This is a genomic window from Psychroflexus planctonicus (assembly GCF_014640195.1).
In the GTDB taxonomy this organism is placed as follows: domain Bacteria; phylum Bacteroidota; class Bacteroidia; order Flavobacteriales; family Flavobacteriaceae; genus Psychroflexus; species Psychroflexus planctonicus.
This window is the reverse complement of the sequence record NZ_BMGM01000002.1, coordinates 18,534-41,338: the sequence shown is the minus strand read 5'-3', so window position 1 is coordinate 41,338 and position 22,805 is coordinate 18,534. Positions and strand designations below refer to the sequence as shown.

At 33.9% G+C, this 22,805-nt stretch carries 20 protein-coding genes; 7 read left to right on the top strand and 13 right to left on the bottom strand.

Translation table 11 applies throughout. The features are described from left to right. Positions 1-160 precede the first annotated feature (160 nt). From IEV72_RS02330 to IEV72_RS02305, 6 genes are all read right to left on the bottom strand, one after another. Complete coding sequence (locus IEV72_RS02330; protein ID WP_188457476.1) at positions 161-2,083, bottom strand: OmpA family protein; 1,923 nt, start codon at positions 2,081-2,083, stop codon at positions 161-163. A gap of 51 nt (positions 2,084-2,134) precedes the next feature. Beyond that, on the bottom strand, positions 2,135-3,079 hold the full coding sequence (locus tag IEV72_RS02325; protein ID WP_188457475.1) for a PorP/SprF family type IX secretion system membrane protein: 945 nt from the start codon (positions 3,077-3,079) through the stop codon (positions 2,135-2,137). Further along, positions 3,079-5,049 carry a choice-of-anchor L domain-containing protein gene (locus IEV72_RS02320; protein ID WP_188457474.1) on the bottom strand — a complete coding sequence of 657 codons (1,971 nt, stop codon included), beginning with the start codon at positions 5,047-5,049 and terminating at the stop codon, positions 3,079-3,081. Before IEV72_RS02320 ends, IEV72_RS02325 begins: the two co-directional genes overlap by 1 nt. A gap of 70 nt (positions 5,050-5,119) precedes the next feature. Next, on the bottom strand, positions 5,120-6,073 hold the full coding sequence (locus IEV72_RS02315; RefSeq protein ID WP_188457473.1) for a M48 family metallopeptidase: 954 nt from the start codon (positions 6,071-6,073) through the stop codon (positions 5,120-5,122). 12 nt (positions 6,074-6,085) lie between these two features. Beyond that, a complete protein-coding gene (locus tag IEV72_RS02310; protein ID WP_188457472.1) occupies positions 6,086-6,643 on the bottom strand; it encodes a LemA family protein in 558 nt (185 codons plus the stop codon). A 78-nt stretch (positions 6,644-6,721) separates the two neighbouring features. After that, complete coding sequence (locus tag IEV72_RS02305; protein WP_188457471.1) at positions 6,722-7,234, bottom strand: hypothetical protein; 513 nt, start codon at positions 7,232-7,234, stop codon at positions 6,722-6,724. A 159-nt stretch (positions 7,235-7,393) separates the two neighbouring features. Here IEV72_RS02305 and der point away from each other — a divergent pair, with 159 nt between their 5' ends. The 3 genes from der to IEV72_RS02290 all read left to right on the top strand — a co-directional run bounded on the left by der (position 7,394) and on the right by IEV72_RS02290 (position 12,009). Further along, positions 7,394-8,698, top strand: a complete 1,305-nt coding sequence (gene der / locus IEV72_RS02300; RefSeq protein ID WP_188457721.1) for a ribosome biogenesis GTPase Der — start codon at positions 7,394-7,396, stop codon at positions 8,696-8,698. Between the two features lie 790 nt (positions 8,699-9,488). Then, entirely contained in the window at positions 9,489-10,244 is a 756-nt protein-coding gene (truA, locus tag IEV72_RS02295; RefSeq protein ID WP_188457470.1) for a tRNA pseudouridine(38-40) synthase TruA, read from the top strand. Further along, positions 10,237-12,009, top strand: a complete 1,773-nt coding sequence (locus tag IEV72_RS02290) for an ABC transporter ATP-binding protein (RefSeq protein ID WP_188457469.1) — start codon at positions 10,237-10,239, stop codon at positions 12,007-12,009. The genes truA and IEV72_RS02290 overlap by 8 nt, the downstream gene beginning before the upstream one ends. Here the strand turns inward: IEV72_RS02290 and IEV72_RS02285 are convergent. Together IEV72_RS02285 and IEV72_RS02280 are read right to left on the bottom strand one after the other, a co-directional pair. Then, positions 12,006-12,182 (bottom strand): hypothetical protein, encoded by a 177-nt coding sequence (locus IEV72_RS02285; protein ID WP_188457468.1) that lies wholly within the window; start codon positions 12,180-12,182, stop codon positions 12,006-12,008. The genes IEV72_RS02290 and IEV72_RS02285 overlap by 4 nt on opposite strands. Continuing rightward, positions 12,182-12,943 (bottom strand): MBL fold metallo-hydrolase, encoded by a 762-nt coding sequence (locus tag IEV72_RS02280; RefSeq protein WP_188457467.1) that lies wholly within the window; start codon positions 12,941-12,943, stop codon positions 12,182-12,184. Before IEV72_RS02280 ends, IEV72_RS02285 begins: the two co-directional genes overlap by 1 nt. Positions 12,944-13,054: 111 nt before the next feature. Between IEV72_RS02280 and IEV72_RS02275 the strand changes: the two genes are divergently transcribed. Next, complete coding sequence (locus tag IEV72_RS02275) at positions 13,055-14,524, top strand: TonB-dependent receptor (RefSeq protein WP_188457466.1); 1,470 nt, start codon at positions 13,055-13,057, stop codon at positions 14,522-14,524. A gap of 56 nt (positions 14,525-14,580) precedes the next feature. Here the strand turns inward: IEV72_RS02275 and IEV72_RS02270 are convergent, their stop codons facing one another. Next, positions 14,581-15,693: a glycosyltransferase gene (locus tag IEV72_RS02270; protein ID WP_188457465.1), complete on the bottom strand. Its 1,113-nt coding sequence runs from the start codon at positions 15,691-15,693 to the stop codon at positions 14,581-14,583. A 65-nt stretch (positions 15,694-15,758) separates the two neighbouring features. On the opposite strand from IEV72_RS02270, the gene IEV72_RS02265 reads away from it, so the two are divergent. Together IEV72_RS02265 and IEV72_RS02260 are read left to right on the top strand one after the other, a co-directional pair. Further along, complete coding sequence (locus IEV72_RS02265; protein ID WP_188457464.1) at positions 15,759-17,393, top strand: sulfatase-like hydrolase/transferase; 1,635 nt, start codon at positions 15,759-15,761, stop codon at positions 17,391-17,393. Between the two features lie 67 nt (positions 17,394-17,460). Beyond that, entirely contained in the window at positions 17,461-17,697 is a 237-nt protein-coding gene (locus tag IEV72_RS02260) for a hypothetical protein (protein WP_188457463.1), read from the top strand. Here IEV72_RS02260 and IEV72_RS02255 read toward each other — a convergent pair. The 4 genes from IEV72_RS02255 to lpxD form a co-directional block, all read right to left on the bottom strand. Then, complete coding sequence (locus tag IEV72_RS02255; RefSeq protein ID WP_188457462.1) at positions 17,694-18,119, bottom strand: NUDIX domain-containing protein; 426 nt, start codon at positions 18,117-18,119, stop codon at positions 17,694-17,696. The genes IEV72_RS02260 and IEV72_RS02255 overlap by 4 nt on opposite strands. Positions 18,120-18,206: 87 nt before the next feature. Then, positions 18,207-18,515 carry a hypothetical protein gene (locus IEV72_RS02250; protein ID WP_188457461.1) on the bottom strand — a complete coding sequence of 103 codons (309 nt, stop codon included), beginning with the start codon at positions 18,513-18,515 and terminating at the stop codon, positions 18,207-18,209. Between the two features lie 143 nt (positions 18,516-18,658). After that, positions 18,659-20,569 carry a molecular chaperone DnaK gene (dnaK, locus tag IEV72_RS02245; protein ID WP_188457460.1) on the bottom strand — a complete coding sequence of 637 codons (1,911 nt, stop codon included), beginning with the start codon at positions 20,567-20,569 and terminating at the stop codon, positions 18,659-18,661. Positions 20,570-20,839: 270 nt separating this feature from the next. Beyond that, complete coding sequence (lpxD, locus tag IEV72_RS02240) at positions 20,840-21,835, bottom strand: UDP-3-O-(3-hydroxymyristoyl)glucosamine N-acyltransferase (protein ID WP_188457459.1); 996 nt, start codon at positions 21,833-21,835, stop codon at positions 20,840-20,842. 173 nt (positions 21,836-22,008) lie between these two features. On the opposite strand from lpxD, the gene IEV72_RS02235 reads away from it, so the two are divergent. Beyond that, entirely contained in the window at positions 22,009-22,758 is a 750-nt protein-coding gene (locus IEV72_RS02235) for a DUF2490 domain-containing protein (RefSeq protein ID WP_188457458.1), read from the top strand. Positions 22,759-22,805: the final 47 nt, after the last annotated feature.

Below are 22,805 nucleotides of genomic sequence, written 5' to 3'. Positions count from 1 at the left end.
AAAGAAGGTGGTAATTATATTAATTATTGCCACGAATGCACGAATTAAAGCAGGGTCCTAGCAACTAATAATTGAAAATTACAACTTAATATAATCTGACTAAAAGTTGATTCTATTTCCTGTAGGAATCAAGATTAAGTCAAATGTTTTTCAGTAATTTTTAATCTTTCATTTCAACGATAATGAACTCGCTTCTTCTGTTTTGTTGGTGCTCTTCTTCTGTGCAATCTACTCCATCTTTACACTTGTTTACCAATTGAGATTCGCCATAGCCTTTTGCTGAAATTCGGTCTTTTGAAATTCCTTTTTCAATTAACCAATTTCGGGTAGCATCTGCCCTATTTTGAGATAATTTATTATTGTATGCTTTACTTGCCCTATTGTCTGTATGCGAACCTATTTCTATGGAAATATCTGGATAAGCTTTCATAATTTCCAATACTTTAGCCAATTCTGCTGCTGCATCTTGTCGAATAACATATTTGTCTAAATCAAAATAAATCTCTTCAATTTGAAGCACTACAGCTAAGTCTTTACCCTTTTTAATTTCTTGGAGACGTTTGCGTAATTCTATTTCTATTGATTCAAAATTGCTAAAATCTTCTAGTTTTAAACTGATTTCTTTTACTTCATAACCTTCTTTTTCAAAACGAACGTAAATACTTGTAACAGCTTCGGGTTGTTTTATTTTGATTCTACCTACTTCGTTAGCTTCACTTGAATTGATTTGATTGTAATCTTGATCAAAAACCCTAACTTTTGTATTGGCTATTGATTTTTTAGTTTCTTCATCAATAATTTTAATTTTTTTCTTCTTTTCATCATCAAAATCTGGTTTTGAGTGTTGTTTAATTCGGAAAATATTATCTTTTTGATACCTGCCTATGTTTCTGCTAGAAGAAAAGAAACCTGTATCGGACGAATCGATGATCATTGCAAAATCATCAAATTTGGAATTTACGGCTGAACCCAAATTTAAAACTTTATTGTATTTTCCTAAGGAATCAGATTGAGTAACAAAAATGTCTAAACCACCTAGACCCAAGTGGCCATTGGAAGCAAAGTACAAAAGGTTGTTGTAAGCAATAAAAGGGAAAGTTTCTCTTTCTGAAGTATTAATTTTATCTCCTAGATTTTCAGGTTCACTAAAGTTTCCGTCGTTTAAAATTTCAACTTTCCAAAGATCAGATTTACCATAACCGCCAGGTCGATCAGAAACAAAATACAAATACTTTTCATCTGGACTTAAAGCAGGATGCGCGGTATTAAATTCATCATCATTAAACGCTAAGTCTTCAACATTTTGCCATTTTCCATCTACATAAAAAGCTCGATACACTTTTAGCAGTTGAACACCTTTTTTATCAGTAGTTTTATTTTTTTGATGAAAATTATTTCTGGTAAAATACATGGTTTTTCCATCTTTGGTAAAAGCAGTGGAAGATTCATGATAGTTTGATGTGTTTATTTTTTTAGCAAAAGCTTCAACTTTACTCAATTCTTTAGTTCTTGGATGCATTGTTGCTACGTAAAATTTAGTAAAAGGCGAATCGTTCCATTTGTGGCGATGTTTTACTAAATTACCTGTATCTCTTGCGGAAGTAAAAACTACTTTGTTTTTAAAATAGGTAGGCGCAAAATCGGCTTCTAAAGAATTAATGGCGGTTATGCCAATATCGTAATCGTCTTTTTTAGCTTCAATAGCTTCTAAATAATTTTCTCTTAAATTGAATATTTCATTTTGTTCTTCATCTGGCAAATTTGCCGTAAATTTTTGCATGAGTTCTTCGGCTTCATCATATCGACTAACCGATTTCATACAATGCATGTAACGCAAATAGATTTCAGGTGATAAGTTTTTGTATTTTCTAAACAGCAGCCTATATTTAGAATAAGCCATTCTATATTCAGCTTGAAAATAGTATGCATTAGCGGTTTTTTTCAATATAGATTCGTTGGAATATCCTTTTCTAATTACTCCTTCAAAAATGTCTAAAACATCTACATAAGCTCCGTTTTTGTAGTCATCATTAGCCTTGTCTAAATACCAATTTTGCGCACTAGAAAATGAGCAACTTGCCAAGAAGCAGATTAAAAAAAGGAGTTTATATGTCGTGTTTTTATGTTTCATTAGCTAAAAAAATCGTGGTGATATAAGTTTATCTTTTCTATTAAACAATTCAAACCGAATAAAAAGTTCGTGGCTTCCCGAATGGTATTTTTGTAAAGCGGTAGTTTCAATATCGTAAGCATAGCCAATAAAAAGCCGTTGACTAATTTGAAATCCTGTTAAAAAACTTGCTGCTGCATCCCAGCGCCAAGCAGCTCCTAAAGTAAATTTATCATAAAACAAAAAGTTAGCTGTAACATCTAATTGCATTGGAGCGCCTTCTTGTACTTTTAGAAAAGTAGCTGGTTTGAACTTGATAAATGGATAAATATTAAATACATGTCCGCCATACAAATAAGCCGTTGGCCTGTGCACATTAACTGCTAAAACTGGATCATTATCTAGGTTATTTCTGCTAAAAAGACTTGGGAGAGAAAGTCCTACAAATGTTTTTTGCGAATGCAGAAACAAGCCAGCACCAATATTTGTATTTATTTCGCCATTTACATTAGCAAGCAAAGGGTCAAAACTTTCCTGCGGATTTAATCTGTTTCCACTTAAGTTAAAAAAATTTGCGTTAAATCGAAGGCCAAAGGACAACCTGAACTTTTCACTTAACGGAATCCAATACGAAACATCTCCACTAGCATTAGTATCGTCTAAAGGCCCAATACTTTCGTTTGAAACAGTAAAACCAAAACCCAATTTCGAATTTTGTATGGGTGTGTGCGCCGAGAAAAGATAATTTACAGGCGCGTCTTCAAAACCTAGCCATTGTGAACGATGCATGCCAAACATACTCAAAGCACCGCGATTTCCAGCAAAAGCTGGATTTATACTCAAGTTATTGTACATGTATTGAGAAAATTGTGAAGCTTGTTGCGCACACACCGAAGTTTTAAAGCAAATACATACACATCCTATCCATAGAAATTGTTTTAAATGATATGCATGAAAAAATTGCTTCATTATTTTTCTTGTTTAATATACAGCGTACCTTTTCGTACTTCCCTTTCTTCATCTGCATTTACAAATTGAACGATGTAATAATACACTCCAGACGGTAAACCTTCTTCTTTATTAAAACTTGCTCTCGCGTTAGAAATTCCTGTAAAAGAAACATCTGCATTATTGTATTCTTTCTCGCTGTACACTTCAACACCCCAACGGTTAAAAATTTGAACTTCGTTATCTGGAAAACATTCAATACCTTCAATAAAAAAAACATCGTTTACATTGTCTCCATTTGGAGTTATGGTGTTATAAATTTTCACTTCACAAGGTGGAATTTCTAAAACAGTTGGTCGATCTTCGGTAAAGAGTTCAAAATCTGACATGTCTGAAACTTCTTCATTTAAAAATGTGTAGCCACGAATTACGGCTTGATTTTCGATTTTACGTTGTGCAAAATCAGAAACAGTAACAAAATAAACACCAGAAAAATGATCTTGTATTTCTTCATTCACCAATAAATCAAGTGGATTCCCATTCAATTCTAAACCTGGCATATCGTCGAATAATTGAACATCGAATAAGTCTACATTTCCAGTATTCTTCATATTAAATCTATACGAAATTTGGTCTCCTACAAGAATGTTCGGAGAATCTTCAACCACTTCTACTGTTTTTGTAAGTGAAATGCCAGGCTGTTGTGGTAAAACAATTGCTGTACAGTTTTGGCAATCTGCATTAAAAAAAGGGTGATCTTCGGGCAAAGGTGTTGGATCTGTTGAAGATTTTGAAAATTCTTCTTCGGCTTCATAGGTAATATTAGCTAAGTTGTACAAAACACCTTCATTAATTTCTTGTTGATTAATAAAATAATTCAACTCAAAACTATAGCTTTCTCCTGGAGCTAAAGTAAGGTCTGAAAGTCCTTCAATTTCTGCATCTTCAAAAAAATCGTCTTCAAAAGTAATATTAGAAACTTCTATTTCACCTTCATTAATTATATCGAAAAAATATAGCACTTCATCACCCGGTAAAGCACGTTCTGAATCTCCTAAATAGACTGCATCCTTATTGAATTTTAATTCAGGCTGAATTTCATTGGAACCAATGGCTGTAAAAAAAACACCTGAATCGAAAATTGGATCTGCCGTATCGGCCAATGCAATTTTTATGTGATAGGTTTCGCCTGCTTCTAAATCTTGCACTTCAGATGTAATTGCTGTGGTAATGCCATTGAATTCTACATGTACTAAAAATGGTCCAGGTTGGTTCTCGGGATTAGATTCACCTGTATTTAAATGTCCGTTGTTTATGTAGAAATCGGTTTGGGTTAAGTCTACTTCTACCTCTTCAGAACTAGAAGAGCCTAAAACGCCACCATTAACAAAATTTACAGCAGTTGGCTTTCCACTGGATGGAATTTTAGCAATATTTTCTGTACCATTAAATCCAGGTCCTTCAATAAAAATGGCAAATACATCGTTAAAAACACTACCTACATAGTCAGGATATTCTTCTGATGCAAACTGATAAGTAAAAAGTAAATTATTGCTTTGGCTAGAAAGTGATATGTCAAATTCAAATAAAACCACATCAAATATAGCGCCTTCTTCAATAAGTAAAAGATCTTCATCTTCGTAAGTAAAATTATTGCTTACACTAGAGTTGTCATCTGAGTTGATGTTGCTTAGTTCTTCGTTTAAATCACCTGTAGAAAAGTAAATACCCTGGTCTATTTCTAAATTCGCACCATTAATTCCATTTTCAAAAAGTGCAATTTGAGTCATTCGGTCTCCCGAGATTAAATTTGCATTAGAGATAGTAATGTTTTCGCCCTGAAAACTTTGGACAAGTTCTTCGTTAGTTGGATTTTCAGAATACTGAACCTGAGATGAAATGATTTGTATTGCAAATAGAAAAAAGCAGAAGCATAAAAAAAAAGGTTGGTTCTGCTTCTGATTAGAAATTGATGCAATGGAACTTTTCATGTCAAAAATTAACTATGAAAAATAAAAGTACTAAAAAAAGCTTAGTAGACTCGTGGTTTTTGAAAAAGTTTTAGAATTGCTCTAAAAATTCGATTCGTTTTTCAATGGGTGGATGAGTAGAAAATAATTTCCCTACACCACCAAGGAAACCAACTTTACCATCTTTTGGAGTATTTTCAATAAATAATTCCTGAACATCTTCACTTTTTACATCATCTACATGATGATTTGGTGCAATCTTCTTTAAAGCGGAAGCTAAAGCCCAAGGTTTTCTGGTCATATCTGCTGCGCCAGAATCGGCCATGTATTCTCGTTTTCTGCTCAATGCAAATTTGAACAATAATGAAATAAAATAAGCCACTGCGGCAATGAGCAAAATAACAATCATAGCTTTACCACTGTCTTTATTACTTCTTCTTGAAGTCATACTTCCGTAAAGGAAACTCCTAAATGCAATTTGAACCACAAATGAAAAAATACCTACAAAAATGATACTTACTACCAATAATCGAACATCTTTATTTCTAATATGCATCAACTCGTGTGCAATTACTCCTTCTAGTTCGTCATCATCTAAGGCATCTACCAATCCGCGGGTTAAAGTTACGGTATAATCTTTTTTCCGAATTCCACTAGCAAAGGCATTGAGCGCCTGACTTTCAATAATTTTTACTTTTGGCATAGTCATACCAACGCTCATGCATAAGTTCTCTACCAAATTGTACACGCGCATATTTTCTTTACGGCTTAGGGTTTTGGAACCGGTAGACATAGAAATCATTTTGGCATTGAAAAAGTAGGCAATTAAAAACCAAACACTTACTATTATTAAAGTTGCAGGAATTGCACCTAAAAATATATCTAAGGCAACTTGGGGTTGTGCATTGCCATATTCATCGAAATTTAAAAAATATACAGCTGCATATACCGCAACTAACAGTAAAATTGGAAATGCAATTAAAATAAGTGTGGAGCGAAAGTTGTTTCGCTTAATTTGGGTTTGTATCCCAACAAATTTAGCCATAAAAACTATTATTTAAAAGCTTACGTCTGGCGCTTTATCAAAATCAGCTCGTGCTTCGCCTAAGTCAAACATAGGTTGACGATTAAAACCAAACATTCCTGCAAAAACTACATTTGGAAATTTTTCGATAGCGGTATTGAGTTCGCGTGTTGCCGAATTAAAAAATCTTCTTACCGCAGCTAGTTTGTTTTCTACATCAGAAATTTCATTTTGCAATTGCATGAAATTTTCGTTTGCTTTTAAATCGGGGTAAGCTTCCACTTGAACGCTTAAACCTTGTAAAGCAGAACCCAGTTCTTTTTCAGCTGCAATTTTTTCGTTAACCGTTCCTGCGTTCATTGCTTGGCGTCTGGCATTGGTAACCGACTCTAAGGTTTCTCTTTCGTGCGTCATGTATCCTTTAACAGCATTGACCAACTGTGGAATTAAATCGTGACGTTGTTTTAATTGTACATCAATATCTGCAAAGGCATTTTCTCTTCGGTTTCTTAAGTTTACAAGGTTGTTGTAAATAGCAATCACCCAAATAACTAAAATGACGATTACTCCTATTATTATAAATATTTCCATGATTTCAAATTGAATTTAATTAACAAATATATGTAAAAAATAAGCTGAAAAATGAAGCTTAACAAGAAAGATACACAACTAAATAATTTGCTTAGCTTTTTCCAGTAACATTTTTGCTTGCGCTTTCCCTCTACTCCTATTAACACGAGCAAAAACATAAAGACCAATCCAAATTACAGCAATTAAACCTATTAGTAATAATTGAAGCCTAAAGGGTTTTTGAAGTGCATAATTAGCATAAGCAATAATAGCTAGAGTAATACTTGCTAAACCCAATGCAAAATGCAAAAACATAAAAAGCGTCCATAAAGCTGGATCAGGCCCAAATTTGGCATTTATTGTTGTATTCTTATTTTGATGCTCTGCCAATTCTAAATGCAAATTGGGAGAGTATAATTTTTGATGCTTTTTAGCAATTCCTAGCCAAATATGCTGATCTACAATTTTAGTTGTAAAATGAGATTTTTTCTTATTTTCAGTTAACTGAGAAGCAGATTTCAATATTTCATCTACCGTTTTATCACTCTGTAATTGAAAGTGAACCCGTAGCGAAACAGTGTGTTCTAAATCTATTTTTGGGGTAATTGCCATTGAAAAACTAAAGTGTAAATGTACGCAAATTTTAGGTTTTGTTTAAGCCAAAAATACGCTAGATAAAAATGCTAAAAACAAGGCTTTGCATTGATTTCAAATTGAATAAGCCAAACCCCATAAAATGTAGTATCTTTGCAAATTGTTAAAAATGCTGTTATGGGGAATATGGTTGCCATTGTTGGAAGACCAAATGTAGGTAAATCTACTTTTTTTAATCGTTTAATTCAACGTCGTGAAGCTATTGTTGATAGCGTAAGTGGAGTAACTCGTGATCGAAATTACGGAAAAACCGATTGGAACGGAAGGGAATTTTCAGTTATTGATACTGGCGGATACGTTATAGGAAGCGATGATGTTTTTGAAACTGAAATAGATAAACAAGTAGAACTCGCTATTGAAGAAGCAGATGTAATTGTTTTTGTAGTAGATGTTACTTCTGGAATTACACCAGCAGATCAAGATGTTGCTAAATTGCTTAGAAAAAGTAACAAACCTGTTGTGATGGCAGTAAATAAAGTAGATAGCAATAAAAATCTACTTGATGCAACCGAATTTTACAGCTTAGGATTAGGCGAATATTATACCATTTCTGCCATTAACGGAAGCGGTAGCGGCGATTTATTAGATGCCGTTGTAGAAGCCTTACCCGAGGCCGTTGAAGAAGATGAAGAAGACTTACCCAAATTTACCGTAGTAGGAAGACCTAACGCTGGTAAATCTTCATTTATCAATGCTTTAATTGGTGAAGATCGGTATATTGTAACCGATATCGCTGGAACAACAAGAGATTCGATAGACACAAGATACAATCGTTTTGGTTTCGATTTTAAATTGGTAGATACCGCAGGAATTAGAAAAAAATCCAAGGTTAAAGAAAACCTTGAATTTTATTCCGTAATGCGAAGCGTTCGCGCTATTGAGCATGCCGATGTTTGCATTATTATATTTGATGCCAATCGTGGTTTTGATGGTCAAGTTGAAAATATTTTCTGGCTTGCAGAACGCAACCGTAAAGGAATTGTAATTCTTGCCAACAAATGGGATTTAATTGAAAAAGAAACCAACACCATTAAAAATTTCGAAACTGAAATTAGAGAAAGAATCTCTCCTTTTACCGATGTGCCTATTGTTTTTATTTCTGTTTTAAACAAACAACGTATTTACAAAGCCATTGAAACCGCTGTTGAAGTATACAAAAACCGAAGTAAAAAAATTAAAACGCGGGTACTTAATGAAACCATGCTTCCACTTATTGAGCAGAATCCACCGCCAGCTATCAAAGGAAAATACGTAAAAATAAAATACATTACCCAACTTCCTACGCCACAACCGCAGTTTGCATTTTTCTGCAATCTACCACAATATGTAAAAGATTCTTACAAACGTTATTTAGAAAATCAGTTGCGTAAAAACTTTGATTTTCACGGTGTTCCCATTTCCATTTATATGAGAAAGAAGTAGAGTTTAGAATAAGTTGTGAGCTAGCGGATTTGCAATCCGCGAAAGAAAACACCATACAAAAACTGTCATGCCGTAATCGGTAAAAGCCGATATACGGCTTCTGTTTGTTATTGGGTTCTTATGCTATTATGACCTGATTTTTTAATTTTCATAGTTATAAGATACCGCATCAAGTGCGGCATGACAGTTTATTATTAAAAAGAACACCCACCTTCTGTCCTCCCTCAAGGGAGGAAATACTGATTCGTGAACTTAAGGATTTGTAAATCATGTAAAACACGTGAGCTCGCGGATTTGTAATCCGCGAAAAAATACACCATCTAAAAACTGTCATGCCGTAATTGGCAAAAGCCGATATACGGCATCTGTTTGTTATTGGGTTCTGATGCTATTATGACCTGATTTTTTAATTTTCATAGTTATAAGATACCTCATCAAGTGCGGTATGACAGTTAATTATTAAAAAGAACACCCACCTTTTGTCCTCCCTCAAGGGAGGACATGTTGATTCGTGAGCTCGCGGATTTGCAAACCGTAAATCGAAATATTGTCCAAAACTGTCATGCCGTAATCGGTAAAGCTGATATACGGCATCTGTTTGTAATTAGTTCCGTAGTTGCTGTTGACTTGCTTTTAATTTTCATAATTATAAGATACCGCATCAAGTGCGGCATGACAGTTTAAGAGAGAATTTTGCGGGAAGACAGTAAATCATGAAAATTTTATGAGACGATAAAAACTTTGAACTTGTATCTAATTGCTATAAACCTATCTTTGCAAAAAAAATAGCTTGAAATATTTCATCAGACTGTCTTATTTGGGTAAAAAGTATTGTGGTTGGCAAATTCAACCAGATCAGCCTAGTGTACAAGAAAGTTTAACTAAAAGTCTGGAAACTGCTCTTCAAGAAAAAATAGAATTGGTAGGTTCTGGTCGTACTGATACCGGTGTGCATGCAAAAAATTACATCGCTCATTTTTCTTGTGAAACGCCCATTGGAGATAACAAACAATTTATTTTTAAACTGAATACTTTACTTCCTAAAGACATTGCCCTACACGATATGTGGAAAGTTCATGAAGATGCACATGCGCGTTTTGATGCTATTAGCCGAAGTTACACGTATTGGGTAACCCAAGAAAAAAATCCATTTTTGTTAGATCAAGCCTACTATGTAAAGCGAAAATTAAATGTCCAATTGATGAATCAAGCAGCTAGTGAACTCAAAAATTACCGTAATTTTAAGGCTTTCAGCAAAGTGAAAACCCAAGTTTATACGTATAATTGCGAAGTTTCTGAAGCGAAGTGGAAAGTGCTTGAAAATGGAATTTTAGAATTTAATATTACAGCCAATCGCTTTTTGAGAAACATGGTACGCGCTATAGTAGGTACACTAATTGAAGTAGGTTTGGAAAAAATAAACATTAAAGATTTCAAGAAAATTGTGGAAAGCGAAAACCGATCTAAAGCAGGTAAATCGGTTCCTGCTGAAGCCTTATGTTTGTATCAAGTTACCTATCCTAAAGAATTAATGAAGCATGAGTAAATCCAAATCCGGAAATGCATTCGATTTTAAGCTGTTTAAACGCTTATTGAAATTTACAAATCCCTACAAACTTACTTTTGTTTACGTAGTTTTTGCTGCCATTGCACTTTCTATCGTTGGTTTGGTAAGACCTTACTTGCTAAAATTAATTATAGACGATGCCATTACACCAAAAGACCATTCATATTTGGTTGAATTGATTTCGTGGATGCTTGCCGCCTTAATTGCCGAAGTTATTTTTCAGCTAAGTTTCATCTATTACGCCAATTGGTTGGGCCAAGAAGTTATTCGAGATATCCGAATACAATTGTTTAGAAGAATGATGAGCTTCAAAAAGAAATATTTTGATACTTCTGCAATTGGAAGACTAGTAACTCGTGCCGTTGGAGATATTGAAACCATCGCCAGTATTTTTAGCCAAGGTTTGTTCATGATTATGAGCGATATTTTAAAAATGGGTGCCATTCTTATTTTCTTATTTTATCAATCTTGGGAGCTAACTCTTATCGTTCTTGCCTTGTTTCCATTAATTATCATCGCAACGCGAATCTTTCAACGAAAAATGAAAGGCGCTTTTGAAATTGTTCGAAATCAGGTAGCTAACTTAAATTCCTTTGTACAAGAACGAATTACAGGAATGAAAATCGTTCAAATTTTTAATCGAGAAGAAAAAGAATTTGAAGACTTCAAAGAAATCAATAAAGAACACCGGAAAGGTTGGATAAAAACCGTTTGGTACAATTCCATTTATTTTGCGTTTGTAGAAATGATCACTTCCATCACCATTGGCTTACTCATTTGGTATGGTGGTATTCGTATTATCGGTAGTGAAGTACTTAGCATTGGCTTAATAATTATGTTTATTGAATATGCTCAACAACTTTTTAGACCCTTGAGACAAATTGCAGATAAATTCAACTCATTACAAATGGGAATGGTAGCGGCTAATCGCGTATTCTCTATTTTAGATACATCGTCGTTTATTAAAAATGAAGGTAAACGAATAGCCAAAAATATTGAAGGAAAACTGAGTTTTGAAGACGTTGTTTTTGGTTATAATGCTGATGAAACCGTTATAAAAGGAATCAATTTTAAAGTAAATCCAGGCGAAACCATTGCTATTGTTGGTGCCACAGGAGCTGGAAAAAGCACCATTATTAATTTGCTATCTCGCTTTTATGAAATCAATTCAGGTAGAATTACAGTTGATGGTGTAGATATTAAAGAATACGAATTGGCTTCGCTGAGAAAAGAAATTTCGGTGGTATTGCAAGATGTCTTCTTATTTGCAGATAGTATTTTAAATAATATTACGCTTCAAAAAAAAGAAATTAGCCGAGAAGAAGTGGTTTTAGCAGCTCAAGAAATTGGAGTAGCAGAATTTATTGAAACTTTACCCGGAAGTTACGATTACAATGTAAAAGAACGTGGAGCCATGCTTTCTTCTGGCCAACGCCAACTAATTGCATTTTTACGAGCCTACGTAAATAAACCCAGCATTTTAGTCTTAGATGAAGCTACCTCTTCAATCGATTCGTATTCTGAGCAACTGATTCAAAAAGCTACCGAAAAAATTACCAAAGGAAGAACTTCAATTGTAATAGCTCACCGTTTAGCTACCATTAAAAACGCTGATAAAATTATTGTTATGGAAGCTGGTAAAATAGTTGAAGAAGGTAAACATGATGAATTGCTTAAGAAAGCAAGCGGACATTATAAAAATCTCTATGAAGCCCAATTTAAAGAAGAAGAATTAGCAAATTAATTATTTGCTTCAGTTGAAGCGGCTTCCAATTTAGTTTCAAGCATTTCAACTTGATCTTCTAGCTGTTTTATTTCTTCGGCTTGTTTATCCAAGCCTTTTTTTGAATTAAAAAAGATTAGTAAAGCTACTAAAGCGCTAAATACAAATCCGTAAAGGTAGAAAGTACATTTCATTATCGGTGAATACTTAAGTTATCGTAAGCCAAATAAAAATTCTCTGGCAATTCTTTTTGAACTTCATCATGAAAACCCATGTGGTGACTGATATGCGTAAAATAAGTTTGCTCTGCTCCTACTTTTCTAGCAACATCTATGGCTTGTTCTAGATTTAAATGCGAACGATGTTCTTCTTTTCTAAGTGCATTCAAAACAAGGGTTTTTACTCCCTTAAGTTTTTGAAGCTCTTCATAAGGAATAATTTTAGCATCCGTTATATAGGCAAAATCGCCAAACCTAAAGCCGTAGACTTGTAATTTAGGATGATATACATTTACAGGTTTTACGTATTTGTTACCGATTAAAAAAGGATGGTCATCAATAATATGTTCATCTAAAGTCGGCGCACCAGGATATTTATTTTCAATAGCAAAAACATATTCAAAACGTTTTTTGAGTTCGTTTAAAACACGTTGATGTGCATAAATTGATATATTACCTTGTCTAAAATAAAATGGGCGTACATCGTCTAGGCCAATAACATGGTCATTGTGTTCGTGAGTAAATAAAATTCCATCTATTTTTTGAACTTGATTGGCGATCATTTGTTGCCTAAAATCAGGACCACAATCTATTACATAAACATAGTTTTCCCACTCTAAAAGTAGTGAAACCCGTAGGCGTTTATCTTTAGGATTAGAACTCAAACACACTGGGTGATTGCTTCCAATAATGGGTACTCCTTGTGATGTTCCTGTTCCTAAAAAGGTAATTTTCAAAAGCCTAGTTTTAACACAAAAGTAAGTAATATAATTTCATTTAAAAAGCTTATTCATTACCTTTGTTGTAAACACAAGTTAAATAAATCTAACCTATAAATACTCGGTTGCATGTCAATAAAAATAATGGGTGATCAGGATTTTGAAAGAGTTCCTTCCATAAAAAACAAAGCGCTAAGAATTAACTTAAACAAGAACATTTATGGCACCTTTGCAGAAATTGGTGCAGGTCAAGAAACCGTTCGTAATTTTTTTAGAGCTGGCGGTTCTTCTGGAACCATAGCAAAAACCATGAGTGCTTACGATAAGGATTTTAGTGATGCTATTTATGGTGTTGAAGACGACAAACGCTACGTTACAGAAAGTCGGCTTCATAAAATGATTGACCACGAGACCAATTTAATTGAAGACCGAATTGTCCGCGACAAACATCCCAACAAATTATTTTTTACTTACGCAAATACCGTAGCAACTATAGATTTTGCTAAACGCTACAAAGGCCATGGATGGGTTGGAATTAAATACCAACTTAAACCTGATGCAGAATACAACAAAATTGTTTTGCACATGCGTTTTAAAGAAAACGACGCACGCTTACAACAAAATACACTCGGAATATTAGGTACAAACTTAATTTATGCTGCATTCTATGCACATAATGATGCCAAGCAGATTTTAATAGATTTGTACGACCATATTGACAAAGACCAAATTGAAATTGATACCATTAACTTTTCTGGACCTGCATTTAAAGATGTAGACAATAGGTTAATAAGCTTACAGTTGGTTAAAAACGGAATGACCGATGCAGTTATGTTTGATGCAGACGCCAACAATGTTTTGCCTGCAAAAGTGCTTTATAAGAAAAACATTTTAGCGTTACGTGGTAGTTTTAGACCCGTAACTAAAGTGAATGAAGATATTTACGAAAAATCAATTGCTCTCTTTGCTAAAGAGAAAAAAGTAGAGAAAGAAAATATTGAAGTAGTTTTTGAAATCACTTTATCTAACCTCCGATCTGAAGGTGAAATTAATGAAGAAGATTTTATGGATAGAGCCAAGTTGCTTTGTTCACTTGGTCACACCGTTATGATTTCTAATTTTCAAGAATATTACAAACTGGTTGAGTACTTTTCAAATTACACTAAGGAAAGAATGGGCTTAGCCATGGGTGTAAATAACTTGGTAGATATTTTTGATGAAAAATATTATCGTCACTTAAGCGGTGGAATACTCGAAGCTTTTGGTAAATTGTTCTTCAAAGACCTTCGTGTTTATTTATATCCGTATAAAAGCCAAAATTCCGGTAAAATTATAACTTCAGAAAATTTAAAGGTACATCCACGAATGAAGGAATTGTACAAGTTCTTCAAAATAAATGGTCGTGTAGTAGATATTGAAGACTATGACCCAGAAGTACTTGGTATTTTTTCTAGAGAAGTTTTAGCCATGATTGCTAACGAAGAAGAAGGTTGGGAAGATATGCTTCCTGCTAAAACTGTGGAGATGATAAAAGAACAAAAATTATTTAAAAGAGAATATCATCGTCCCGAAAAAATTGGTTTTCAACTGAATCAATAAAAGAAATTATCTTACAACAGAAAACACTCAGCATCATGTTGGGTGTTTTTTTTTGTTTATTGGCTATCGAAATCTGTAAGAACTGAATTCCATTTTTTGGCTATTTCTTTTTCTGAAAAAGCTTCAATTGAAGCTAAAGCATTCTTTATGCAGGTGTTTCGAAGTGTCTCGTTAAAACACATTTCTTCCAGTGCTTTAGCAAATTCAGATTCAGATCGGTTTTCAACCAACAACCCATTTTTTCTATGTTGTATAACTTCCCGAGGTCCAGAAGTAAAATCTAAAGATACGACTGGTGTTTTCATGGCCAAAGATTCGATCAAAACCATAGGAAATCCTTCGTATTTACTGGTTAATGCTACTAATTCGGCTTGTTTAATAATCTGAAACGGCTTGCTTTGATAAGGTAGAAACCTAATGAAATCTACACTGGCTAATTGGTAGGTATGCATTTGCAAACTTTCTTTATCTGGACCATTTCCCATAATTACCAAATGTACATTTTTTTTCCATAATTTAGAAGTAGTAAATGCATTGATTAAAAATTGAATGTCTTTAATTTGGTTATCAATTCTACCATAAAAAAGAATGTACTTCTTTAATTTTTGAAGCTCAGCAGGAATATTATTTTCTGTATTGTTCCAATTTCTTGAATACGCATTAGGAATGCAAACTGCATTGCTAATACCTTGTTGAATAAGCAAATTTTGTGTAATAAAACTAGAAACCCCAACCGATTTAAAATTAGATTGGTAAAGCTTAATCATTTTATCTAGCGGATTAGCAAAGTAAGTTGACTTTTTACTAGAATGCACTACATAAATTCTGGAAATACCGCGGTACAAGTATTTTGCATAAAAAACTTCTCGGTAGTAGTTGTTTTTAGGTCTATGGTCTATTACCAAATCAATTTTCTTATCTTGTAAATATTGCCTAAACATTTTAAAACGCTTAAAACGGGCGATGGGATGATCTGCATTTTCTTTTTCTTCACCTAAATTAAAAAGTTTTCCTCGGTAAGTGTAATCAATTTGGTTGGTTAAAATAGCTATGTGAACATCGTAACCCAAGTTGTAGAGCAACTCAGAAAGTACCGCAGCAGAACGTTCTGCTCCACCTTTTGCTAAGGAAACACTTACAATACAAAGCTTAGGAAGTGCAGAGCTCATTTATTTAGTTTATTTTTGGCTTTTGGGTAAAGGTAAATGTAAATATTGAAAATCTATTTTAAATTTTGAATAAGCTTTCTGTGTCCTCGCAAAATCTAACATTTAACTCCATAAATTGGAAGCATTTACTTTGGTGGTGGTTTCCGATTATTGTTGGTTTTTTAATTGAATTAGCTTCAGGTAAATTTGAAAATTATCGATTTTTAAATTTAATTGAAAACCATTTCTTTGCTTTATTGTGCATTGGCTCAGCCGTTTTAATAAAACCCAAAAGACTTAAACGTATTTTTACAAATTTACTTTTTGGCGTATTTGTATTCTTTATTTTTGCTGAAACATTATATTCTACTTGGTTTGGAAGCAATTTTTCAGCTTCATCTATCTTTGTTTTATTTGAAACAAATGTTGCTGAAGCAAGCGAATTCATTAGCTTTTATATCAATCCGTTTAGTATAATTTATGCCATTCTTACTTTTTTATACATCGGTATATATTTAGTATTTCAAGTCAAGCAGAAATTAAGTTTGAAACCCATTACTAAACCACTAATACTTATTTCTCTATTAGCCTTTAGTTTAGTTTTTTTAAGAATTACAAAATTAATCGATCAGAATTTTCCCTACTTAGTTGTACGAGGCGTAGCAGTATATCAAGATGAACAAGATAAATTAGCCGGTTTAGCCATAGATGAAAAATTTGGACAATTTACTGCAGTAAAGTCTACAAGTGAACAAGCTCGAACATTTGTTTTAATAATAGGAGAATCTACTACCAAACATAATTTTGAACTGTATGGCTATCCGCGAAAAAACAATCCTAGACTTAGTTTGCGCAAAAAACAACTTCATGTATTTGATGATGTAATTAGCACCAACGCCTTTACCATTGGTGCACTAAAAACAGCATTGAGTTTAAACAATTTTGAATCTGAATCTGAATCTACTATTGTACAGCTTTTTAATCAAGCTGGTTTTGAAACCCATTGGATTTCAAATCAGCGACCCATTGGACCTTACGAAAGTATTGTAACAAAAATGTCTCGGGCTGCAAATTTCTACACTTTCACCAATACTGAAATTGCAGGAAGAAAAACACCTTTAGATGAAGTACTTCTACCCCACTTAGAAACTACTTTAAATAGAAACACTAAAGATAAATTTATTGTTTTGCATCTGCTTGGCACACATTTACAGTATAGCGATCGGTATCCTGCAGCTTTTGAATTGTTTGATGAGAAGCCACCCAATTTAAAATTTTCACATGAAGAAGCTATTCAAAAGCGAAATGAATATGATAATGCAATTTTATACACCGATTACATGATCGAACAAGTCATTCAAAAAGTAAAAAAGCAAGTAGGTGAAAGTTATGTAATGTATTTTTCAGATCATGGTGAAGAAGTTTTTTTAGATCAGGACTTTGCCGGTCATAATGATGATAACCCAACACCTAGTATGTTCGAAGTTCCATTTATTATTTGGATGAATCAAAATTTTCAAGACAATTTTGATGGTGTAATCGAAACCGAAAGAAGTTATTCGTTAATTGATTTTATTCATTCTTTAGCAGACCTATCCAAAATTCATTTTGAAGAATATGTACCTGAAAAAAGTATCTTTTCAGAAGAATTTGAAAGTAAAGACAGAAAAATTAAGGCTAACATTAACTATACTGATTTTAAAGAATCATTCGTGCCTTAAAATAGTATTTTACTTTGTTCAATGTAGTAAACAATAATAAAACTCGAAATTTGAAACAAACAGAATTATGATGATAGAATTGATTTATGCTGGTGTTGCTGTAATTTTTGTACTGCTTCTACTTTATATTTCTAGAAAAAAATGGGGAAAGAATACAAAAATAAATTATGCATTAATTTTGGCTTTTGTACTCATTTTCTTAGGATTATTTTTTAATAGCAAACCAGAAATTGGATATCTATTACTTGCCTTAGGTGCGATAATTGCTATTGTTGAACGGATAATTTCCAGAAGGAAATCTTAGTGTATATCTAAAACAGATTTTGCTTTAGCTATTATTTGTTCATGATCAAATGCCAATTCTTTAGCATTTTCGAGCTTAATCCATCGGGCGTTTGCTGCATCATCGTTTGCTTCTAGAATTGGAAGTTTATCTATTACACAGGTATAAGCTACCGAAATAGTTCTGCTTCTAGGATCACGTTGTAAAGCATCAAATACATCTACAAAAGTGAATTCTTGAATTTCAATTTGCAATCCCGTTTCTTCATGAAGTTCTCTTTGGCAGGCTTTTATTAATTTTTCATTTTCTTCTACAAAACCACCGGGTAAAGCCCATTTATTTTGGAAAGGTGCATTCTTTCTTTGTATTAAGAGTATATAAAAATCAATTTTGACTTTGCCAAAAATAACGGCGTCTGTTGTAATGTGTATTGTTTGTTTCATTTTGGGAAAACATAAAACTAAACATAAAACTAAAAAAGGCATCTCATAGAGGTGCCTTTTAAAATTAGAAATTTGTAATAATTTGAGTTATTCTATTTCTTTTTTAGCATCGTCAACTGCTTCTTCTATTTCTTCAGAAGCATCTTCAACTACTTCTTCCATTTCTTCAGAAGCATCTTCAGCGGCTTCTTCAATTTCATCAGCTGCATTTTCAGTATCAGATTTTTCTTCTGTCATTTCTTCTACTTCTTCAGCGGCATCTTCAGCTCCATCTTTAACACCATCTGCAGCTTCTTCCATTCCGTCTTCAACTTTTTCGCTTGGCTTTTTCTCTTCGCAGCTAGAAATTCCAACTACTAATAATACTAACATTAACAAACTAAATACTTTTTTCATGATCATTGTTTTTTTATTTTTAAGTTTCAAATATAAAACAAAAAACACAGCCTAGAAAGGCTGTGTTTATCAATTATTAAAAAGAAGTTAAGTTTATTTAATTTACTTCTTCGAAGTCTACCCTTCGACAAGCTCAGGACAGGCTACTTGACTTCTTCGAAGTCTACGTCTTCTACGTCGTCTTTTCCAGCGTCATCGCCAGCATTTTGGTCTGCACCAGCTTCACCCTGTGCGCCACCTTGTTGAGCTTCAGCTTGCGCTTTGTACATTTCTTCAGAAACTTTTTTCCACTCTTCATTTAGCTTATCTAAAGCTGGAGTAATTTTTTCAAGCTCACCTGTTGCATGTGCTGATTTCAATTCTGCTAATGCATCTTCAATTGGTTTCTTCTTATCGTCTGATAATTTATCTCCAAATTCTTTCAATTGACTTTCTGTTTGGAAAATCATGGCATCAGCTTCATTTAGCTTATCTACTTTTTCTTTCGCTTTCTTATCGGCATCAGCATTGGCTTCAGCTTCTTTTTTCATCTTTTCGATTTCTTCTTCGGTTAAACCTGAAGAAGCTTCAATACGAATATCCTGCGTTTTATTAGTTGCTTTATCAGTTGCACTCACTTTAATAATTCCGTTCGCGTCAATGTCAAAAGTTACTTCAATTTGTGGAGTTCCTCGTTTTGCTGGTGGAATTCCATCTAAGTGAAAACGACCAATGGTTTTGTTATCCGCTGCCATGGAACGTTCACCTTGTAAAACGTGAATTTCTACACTAGGTTGATTGTCTTGCGCTGTTGAAAATACTTGCGATTTTTTAGTTGGAATCGTAGTATTGGCTTCAATTAGTTTGGTCATTACACCACCCATGGTTTCAATTCCTAAGGATAGTGGAGTAACATCTAACAACAATACATCTTTTACATCTCCAGTTAATACACCACCTTGAATTCCTGCTCCAATAGCCACTACTTCGTCTGGATTTACTCCTTTACTAGGTGCTTTTCCAAAGAAATCTTCTACTGCTTTTTGTACAGAAGGAATACGTGTTGAACCACCTACTAAAATTACTTGGTCGATATCACTCTTGGATAATCCCGCAGCTTTCAATGCTTTTTCACAAGGTGTAATGGTACGTTTTACAATAGTAGCAATTAATTGCTCAAACTTTGAACGCGACAAAGTTCTTACCAAGTGTTTTGGTCCAGAAGAAGTTGCCGTTACATAAGGCAAATTGATTTCTGTGCTTGATGACGAAGACAATTCAATTTTTGCTTTTTCAGCTGCTTCTTTTAAACGTTGTAATGCCATAGCATCTTTACGTAAATCGATATCTTCATCTTTAATGAATTCTTCAGCCAACCAATCAATGATGGTTTCATCTACATCGTCACCACCTAAATGTGTATCTCCATCGGTAGAAAGTACTTCAAAAACGCCATCTCCTAATTCTAGGATAGAAACGTCATGCGTACCACCACCAAAATCAAATACTACAATTTTTTGGTCGGTATCTTTTTTGTCTAAACCGTAAGCCAATGATGCAGCTGTAGGTTCGTTGATAATTCGTCTTACTTTTAATCCTGCAATTTCTCCAGCTTCTTTGGTAGCTTGACGTTGAGAATCGTTAAAATATGCTGGTACCGTAATTACGGCTTCAGTTACATCTTGTCCTAAGTAATCTTCTGCTGTTTTCTTCATTTTTTGAAGAATCATTGCCGATAATTCTTGTGGAGAATATAATCTGTCATCAATTTTTACTCTAGGAGTATCGTTTTCTCCTTTTTCAATTTTATATGCAGAACGTTCAATTTCTTTTGAAGATTCTGAAAACTTATTCCCCATAAAACGCTTGATAGAAGCGATGGTTTTTTCGGGATTAGTTACGGCTTGTCTTTTTGCTGGATCTCCAACTTTAATTTCTCCACCTTCAACAAATGCAATTACAGATGGTGTTGTTCTTTTTCCTTCAGAATTAGGTATTACCACTGGCTCGTTACCTTCCATTACGGAAACACAAGAGTTGGTAGTACCTAAATCAATTCCTATAATCTTACTCATAATGATTTATTTTCGTTTGTTTTAATTTCAATTTCGATAACAAAAAGTCAATCATTATGCCAAGCGTTTGTATATGACAGCATGACATATATTCTGTCAAAATGAGCGTTAATAAATGCTGAATTTAATGTGAAGTGATATTTTTACACTTCAATGTAAATAGATATGGCTAGTTCTCGACTCCGCTCGAACTTAAAACAAATTCTAATCGAACTTGAAAGAATTACATTATAATCCAATATTTATTAAAAATAATGAAGCAGAAAAGTCTTAACTTCCTTTGGTAGCTAAGCGTTTTAGAATTGCCCATTGTTTGAGTGCGGTTCTTCCTTCAACTGCTGGATAGCCCAAAACGGTTTTTCCAGCTTCCACATCGCCCGTAACACCTGAGCCTGCTCCAACGGTTGCTCCGTCACCAATAGTAGTATGGTCTTTAATAGATGCGCTTCCGCCAATGACCACTCCATTTCCTAAAGTAACCGAACCGGCTAAACCACTATTGCCTGCCATGATGCAAAACATGCCCAATTTGCTGTTGTGACCTATCTGTACTAGATTGTCAATTTTACAACCATCACCTAAAATAGTAGAGGCAAATTTGGCGCGGTCTACACAAGAATTTGCTCCAATTTCAACGTAGTTGCCGATGACTACATTTCCTATTTGTGGGACTTTTACCAAGCCTTTTTGTGGATGCGGTTCAAAACCAAATCCGTCTGCACCGATGCTAGCGTTTGGATGAATAATACAATGCGCTCCAATTTGGGTGCGTTCTCTTATAACAGCTCCAGACCAAATTTGGGTGGCTTTTCCAATAGTTGAATGATCTAAAATGGTCACATTTGGGTAAATAATTACGCCATCGTCTAATTTCACTTCTGGACCAATATAAACTCCTGCTCCTATTTTTACGGAATTCCCAATACTAGCCGATTCGTCTATTATTGCCGTGGGATGAATATCTGAATCGAATTGAGGAAGCGGTGGAGCAAAAGCATGCAAGGCTTCAATCATGCCAAAGTTTGCATTTTCAACTTTAATGAATGCTTTTCCTTCACCAGGTTGAAGTGAACTATCTGCATTGATAATAGCTGCACTTGCTGATGAATTTGCCCAGTCTTTTTCGTATTTTTTGTGTCCTATAAACGTAAGTTGTCCTTCTTTTGCTTCACCTAATTGAGCTAAAGAGTGAATTTCGATGCTTTGGTTGCCTATTACTTCCCCTTTTAGTTTTGAAGCTAATGTTTCAATATTCATGCTTGTCATTTTGAAATATTTTCGACTAAATAACTAATTAATTTTCAAATTATCTCTATTTAGGAAGATGAATTTAAACATTCGATAAAATGCTGCAATTTTGTGAGATGATATTGAATATACCTTGCCTTCAACTAGGGAAAAATAATAAATTTGCATCAAACTTAAACAAGCAATTTTTTTTGAAACTTCTACTACCCTTATTACTTCTTATCTGTCTTACAACTTTTGCGCAGGAAAAAGAAATCACTAGCAACGAACAGTTTTGGATGGGTTATTTAACCAGTGGTAAACTATCTGAAAAATATTCACTTTGGAATGACTTTCATTATGTACCCAATAGTTTTTTTGTGGCAAGAACGGGCTTAACGCGCTATTTTCATAAAAATTTGAATCTCACGGCTGGATATGCCTATTTGAATATTCATACTTTAAGTGAAGGAGTTAAACTCAAAAGAAAAGAGCACCGCCCCTGGATGCAAATGGTTGCCAGTCATAAAATTAGTGACAGGTTGAAAATGATCAATCGAATACGCTACGACATGCGGTTTCGGCAGGATTTTGCCAATGGCGAATTGTTGAACAGCTTCACCTTTAACCATCGATTACGGATGCTGATTAGCATGCGTTTTCCATTAGTAGGAAAGGAAATAATTGGCGGAACTCCTTTTATAAATATCACTAACGAAATTTTGGTGAATTTTGGTGAGCATGTTGAAAATAATTATTTCGATCAAAATAGAACTTGGTTAACATTTGGAACACGTTTAGATAATTTTAGCATTCAAGCGGGTTACATGCATCGATTTATACAATTACCACAAGACCAACGCTTTGTAAGAAGTCATAATTTGGTGTTATGGGTTAGTCATAATTTCGATTTTAGAAAGAAAAATAAAGCAAACAAGAAGCTTTTTTACAGACAACCTTAAAACTAAAAATATTTCAAAAAAGAAAGCATAAATTAAGAATTGTCTAA

Excerpts from the sequence above, each read along its gene's own strand:
- IEV72_RS02270 (WP_188457465.1), bottom strand. The coding sequence starts at position 15,693 with ATGAGCTCTGCACTTCCTAAGCTTTGTATTGTAAGTGTTTCCTTAGCA.
- dnaK (WP_188457460.1), bottom strand. The coding sequence starts at position 20,569 with ATGAGTAAGATTATAGGAATTGATTTAGGTACTACCAACTCTTGTGTT.
- IEV72_RS02320 (WP_188457474.1), bottom strand. The coding sequence starts at position 5,049 with ATGAAAAGTTCCATTGCATCAATTTCTAATCAGAAGCAGAACCAACCT.
- IEV72_RS02305 (WP_188457471.1), bottom strand. The coding sequence starts at position 7,234 with ATGGCAATTACCCCAAAAATAGATTTAGAACACACTGTTTCGCTACGG.
- IEV72_RS02275 (WP_188457466.1), top strand. The coding sequence starts at position 13,055 with ATGTCAATAAAAATAATGGGTGATCAGGATTTTGAAAGAGTTCCTTCC.
- der (WP_188457721.1), top strand. The coding sequence starts at position 7,394 with ATGGGGAATATGGTTGCCATTGTTGGAAGACCAAATGTAGGTAAATCT.
- IEV72_RS02250 (WP_188457461.1), bottom strand. The coding sequence starts at position 18,515 with ATGAAAAAAGTATTTAGTTTGTTAATGTTAGTATTATTAGTAGTTGGA.
- lpxD (WP_188457459.1), bottom strand. The coding sequence starts at position 21,835 with ATGACAAGCATGAATATTGAAACATTAGCTTCAAAACTAAAAGGGGAA.
- IEV72_RS02290 (WP_188457469.1), top strand. The coding sequence starts at position 10,237 with ATGAGTAAATCCAAATCCGGAAATGCATTCGATTTTAAGCTGTTTAAA.
- IEV72_RS02325 (WP_188457475.1), bottom strand. The coding sequence starts at position 3,079 with ATGAAGCAATTTTTTCATGCATATCATTTAAAACAATTTCTATGGATA.
- IEV72_RS02260 (WP_188457463.1), top strand. The coding sequence starts at position 17,461 with ATGATGATAGAATTGATTTATGCTGGTGTTGCTGTAATTTTTGTACTG.
- IEV72_RS02285 (WP_188457468.1), bottom strand. The coding sequence starts at position 12,182 with ATGAAATGTACTTTCTACCTTTACGGATTTGTATTTAGCGCTTTAGTA.
- IEV72_RS02310 (WP_188457472.1), bottom strand. The coding sequence starts at position 6,643 with ATGGAAATATTTATAATAATAGGAGTAATCGTCATTTTAGTTATTTGG.
- IEV72_RS02255 (WP_188457462.1), bottom strand. The coding sequence starts at position 18,119 with ATGAAACAAACAATACACATTACAACAGACGCCGTTATTTTTGGCAAA.
- IEV72_RS02315 (WP_188457473.1), bottom strand. The coding sequence starts at position 6,073 with ATGGCTAAATTTGTTGGGATACAAACCCAAATTAAGCGAAACAACTTT.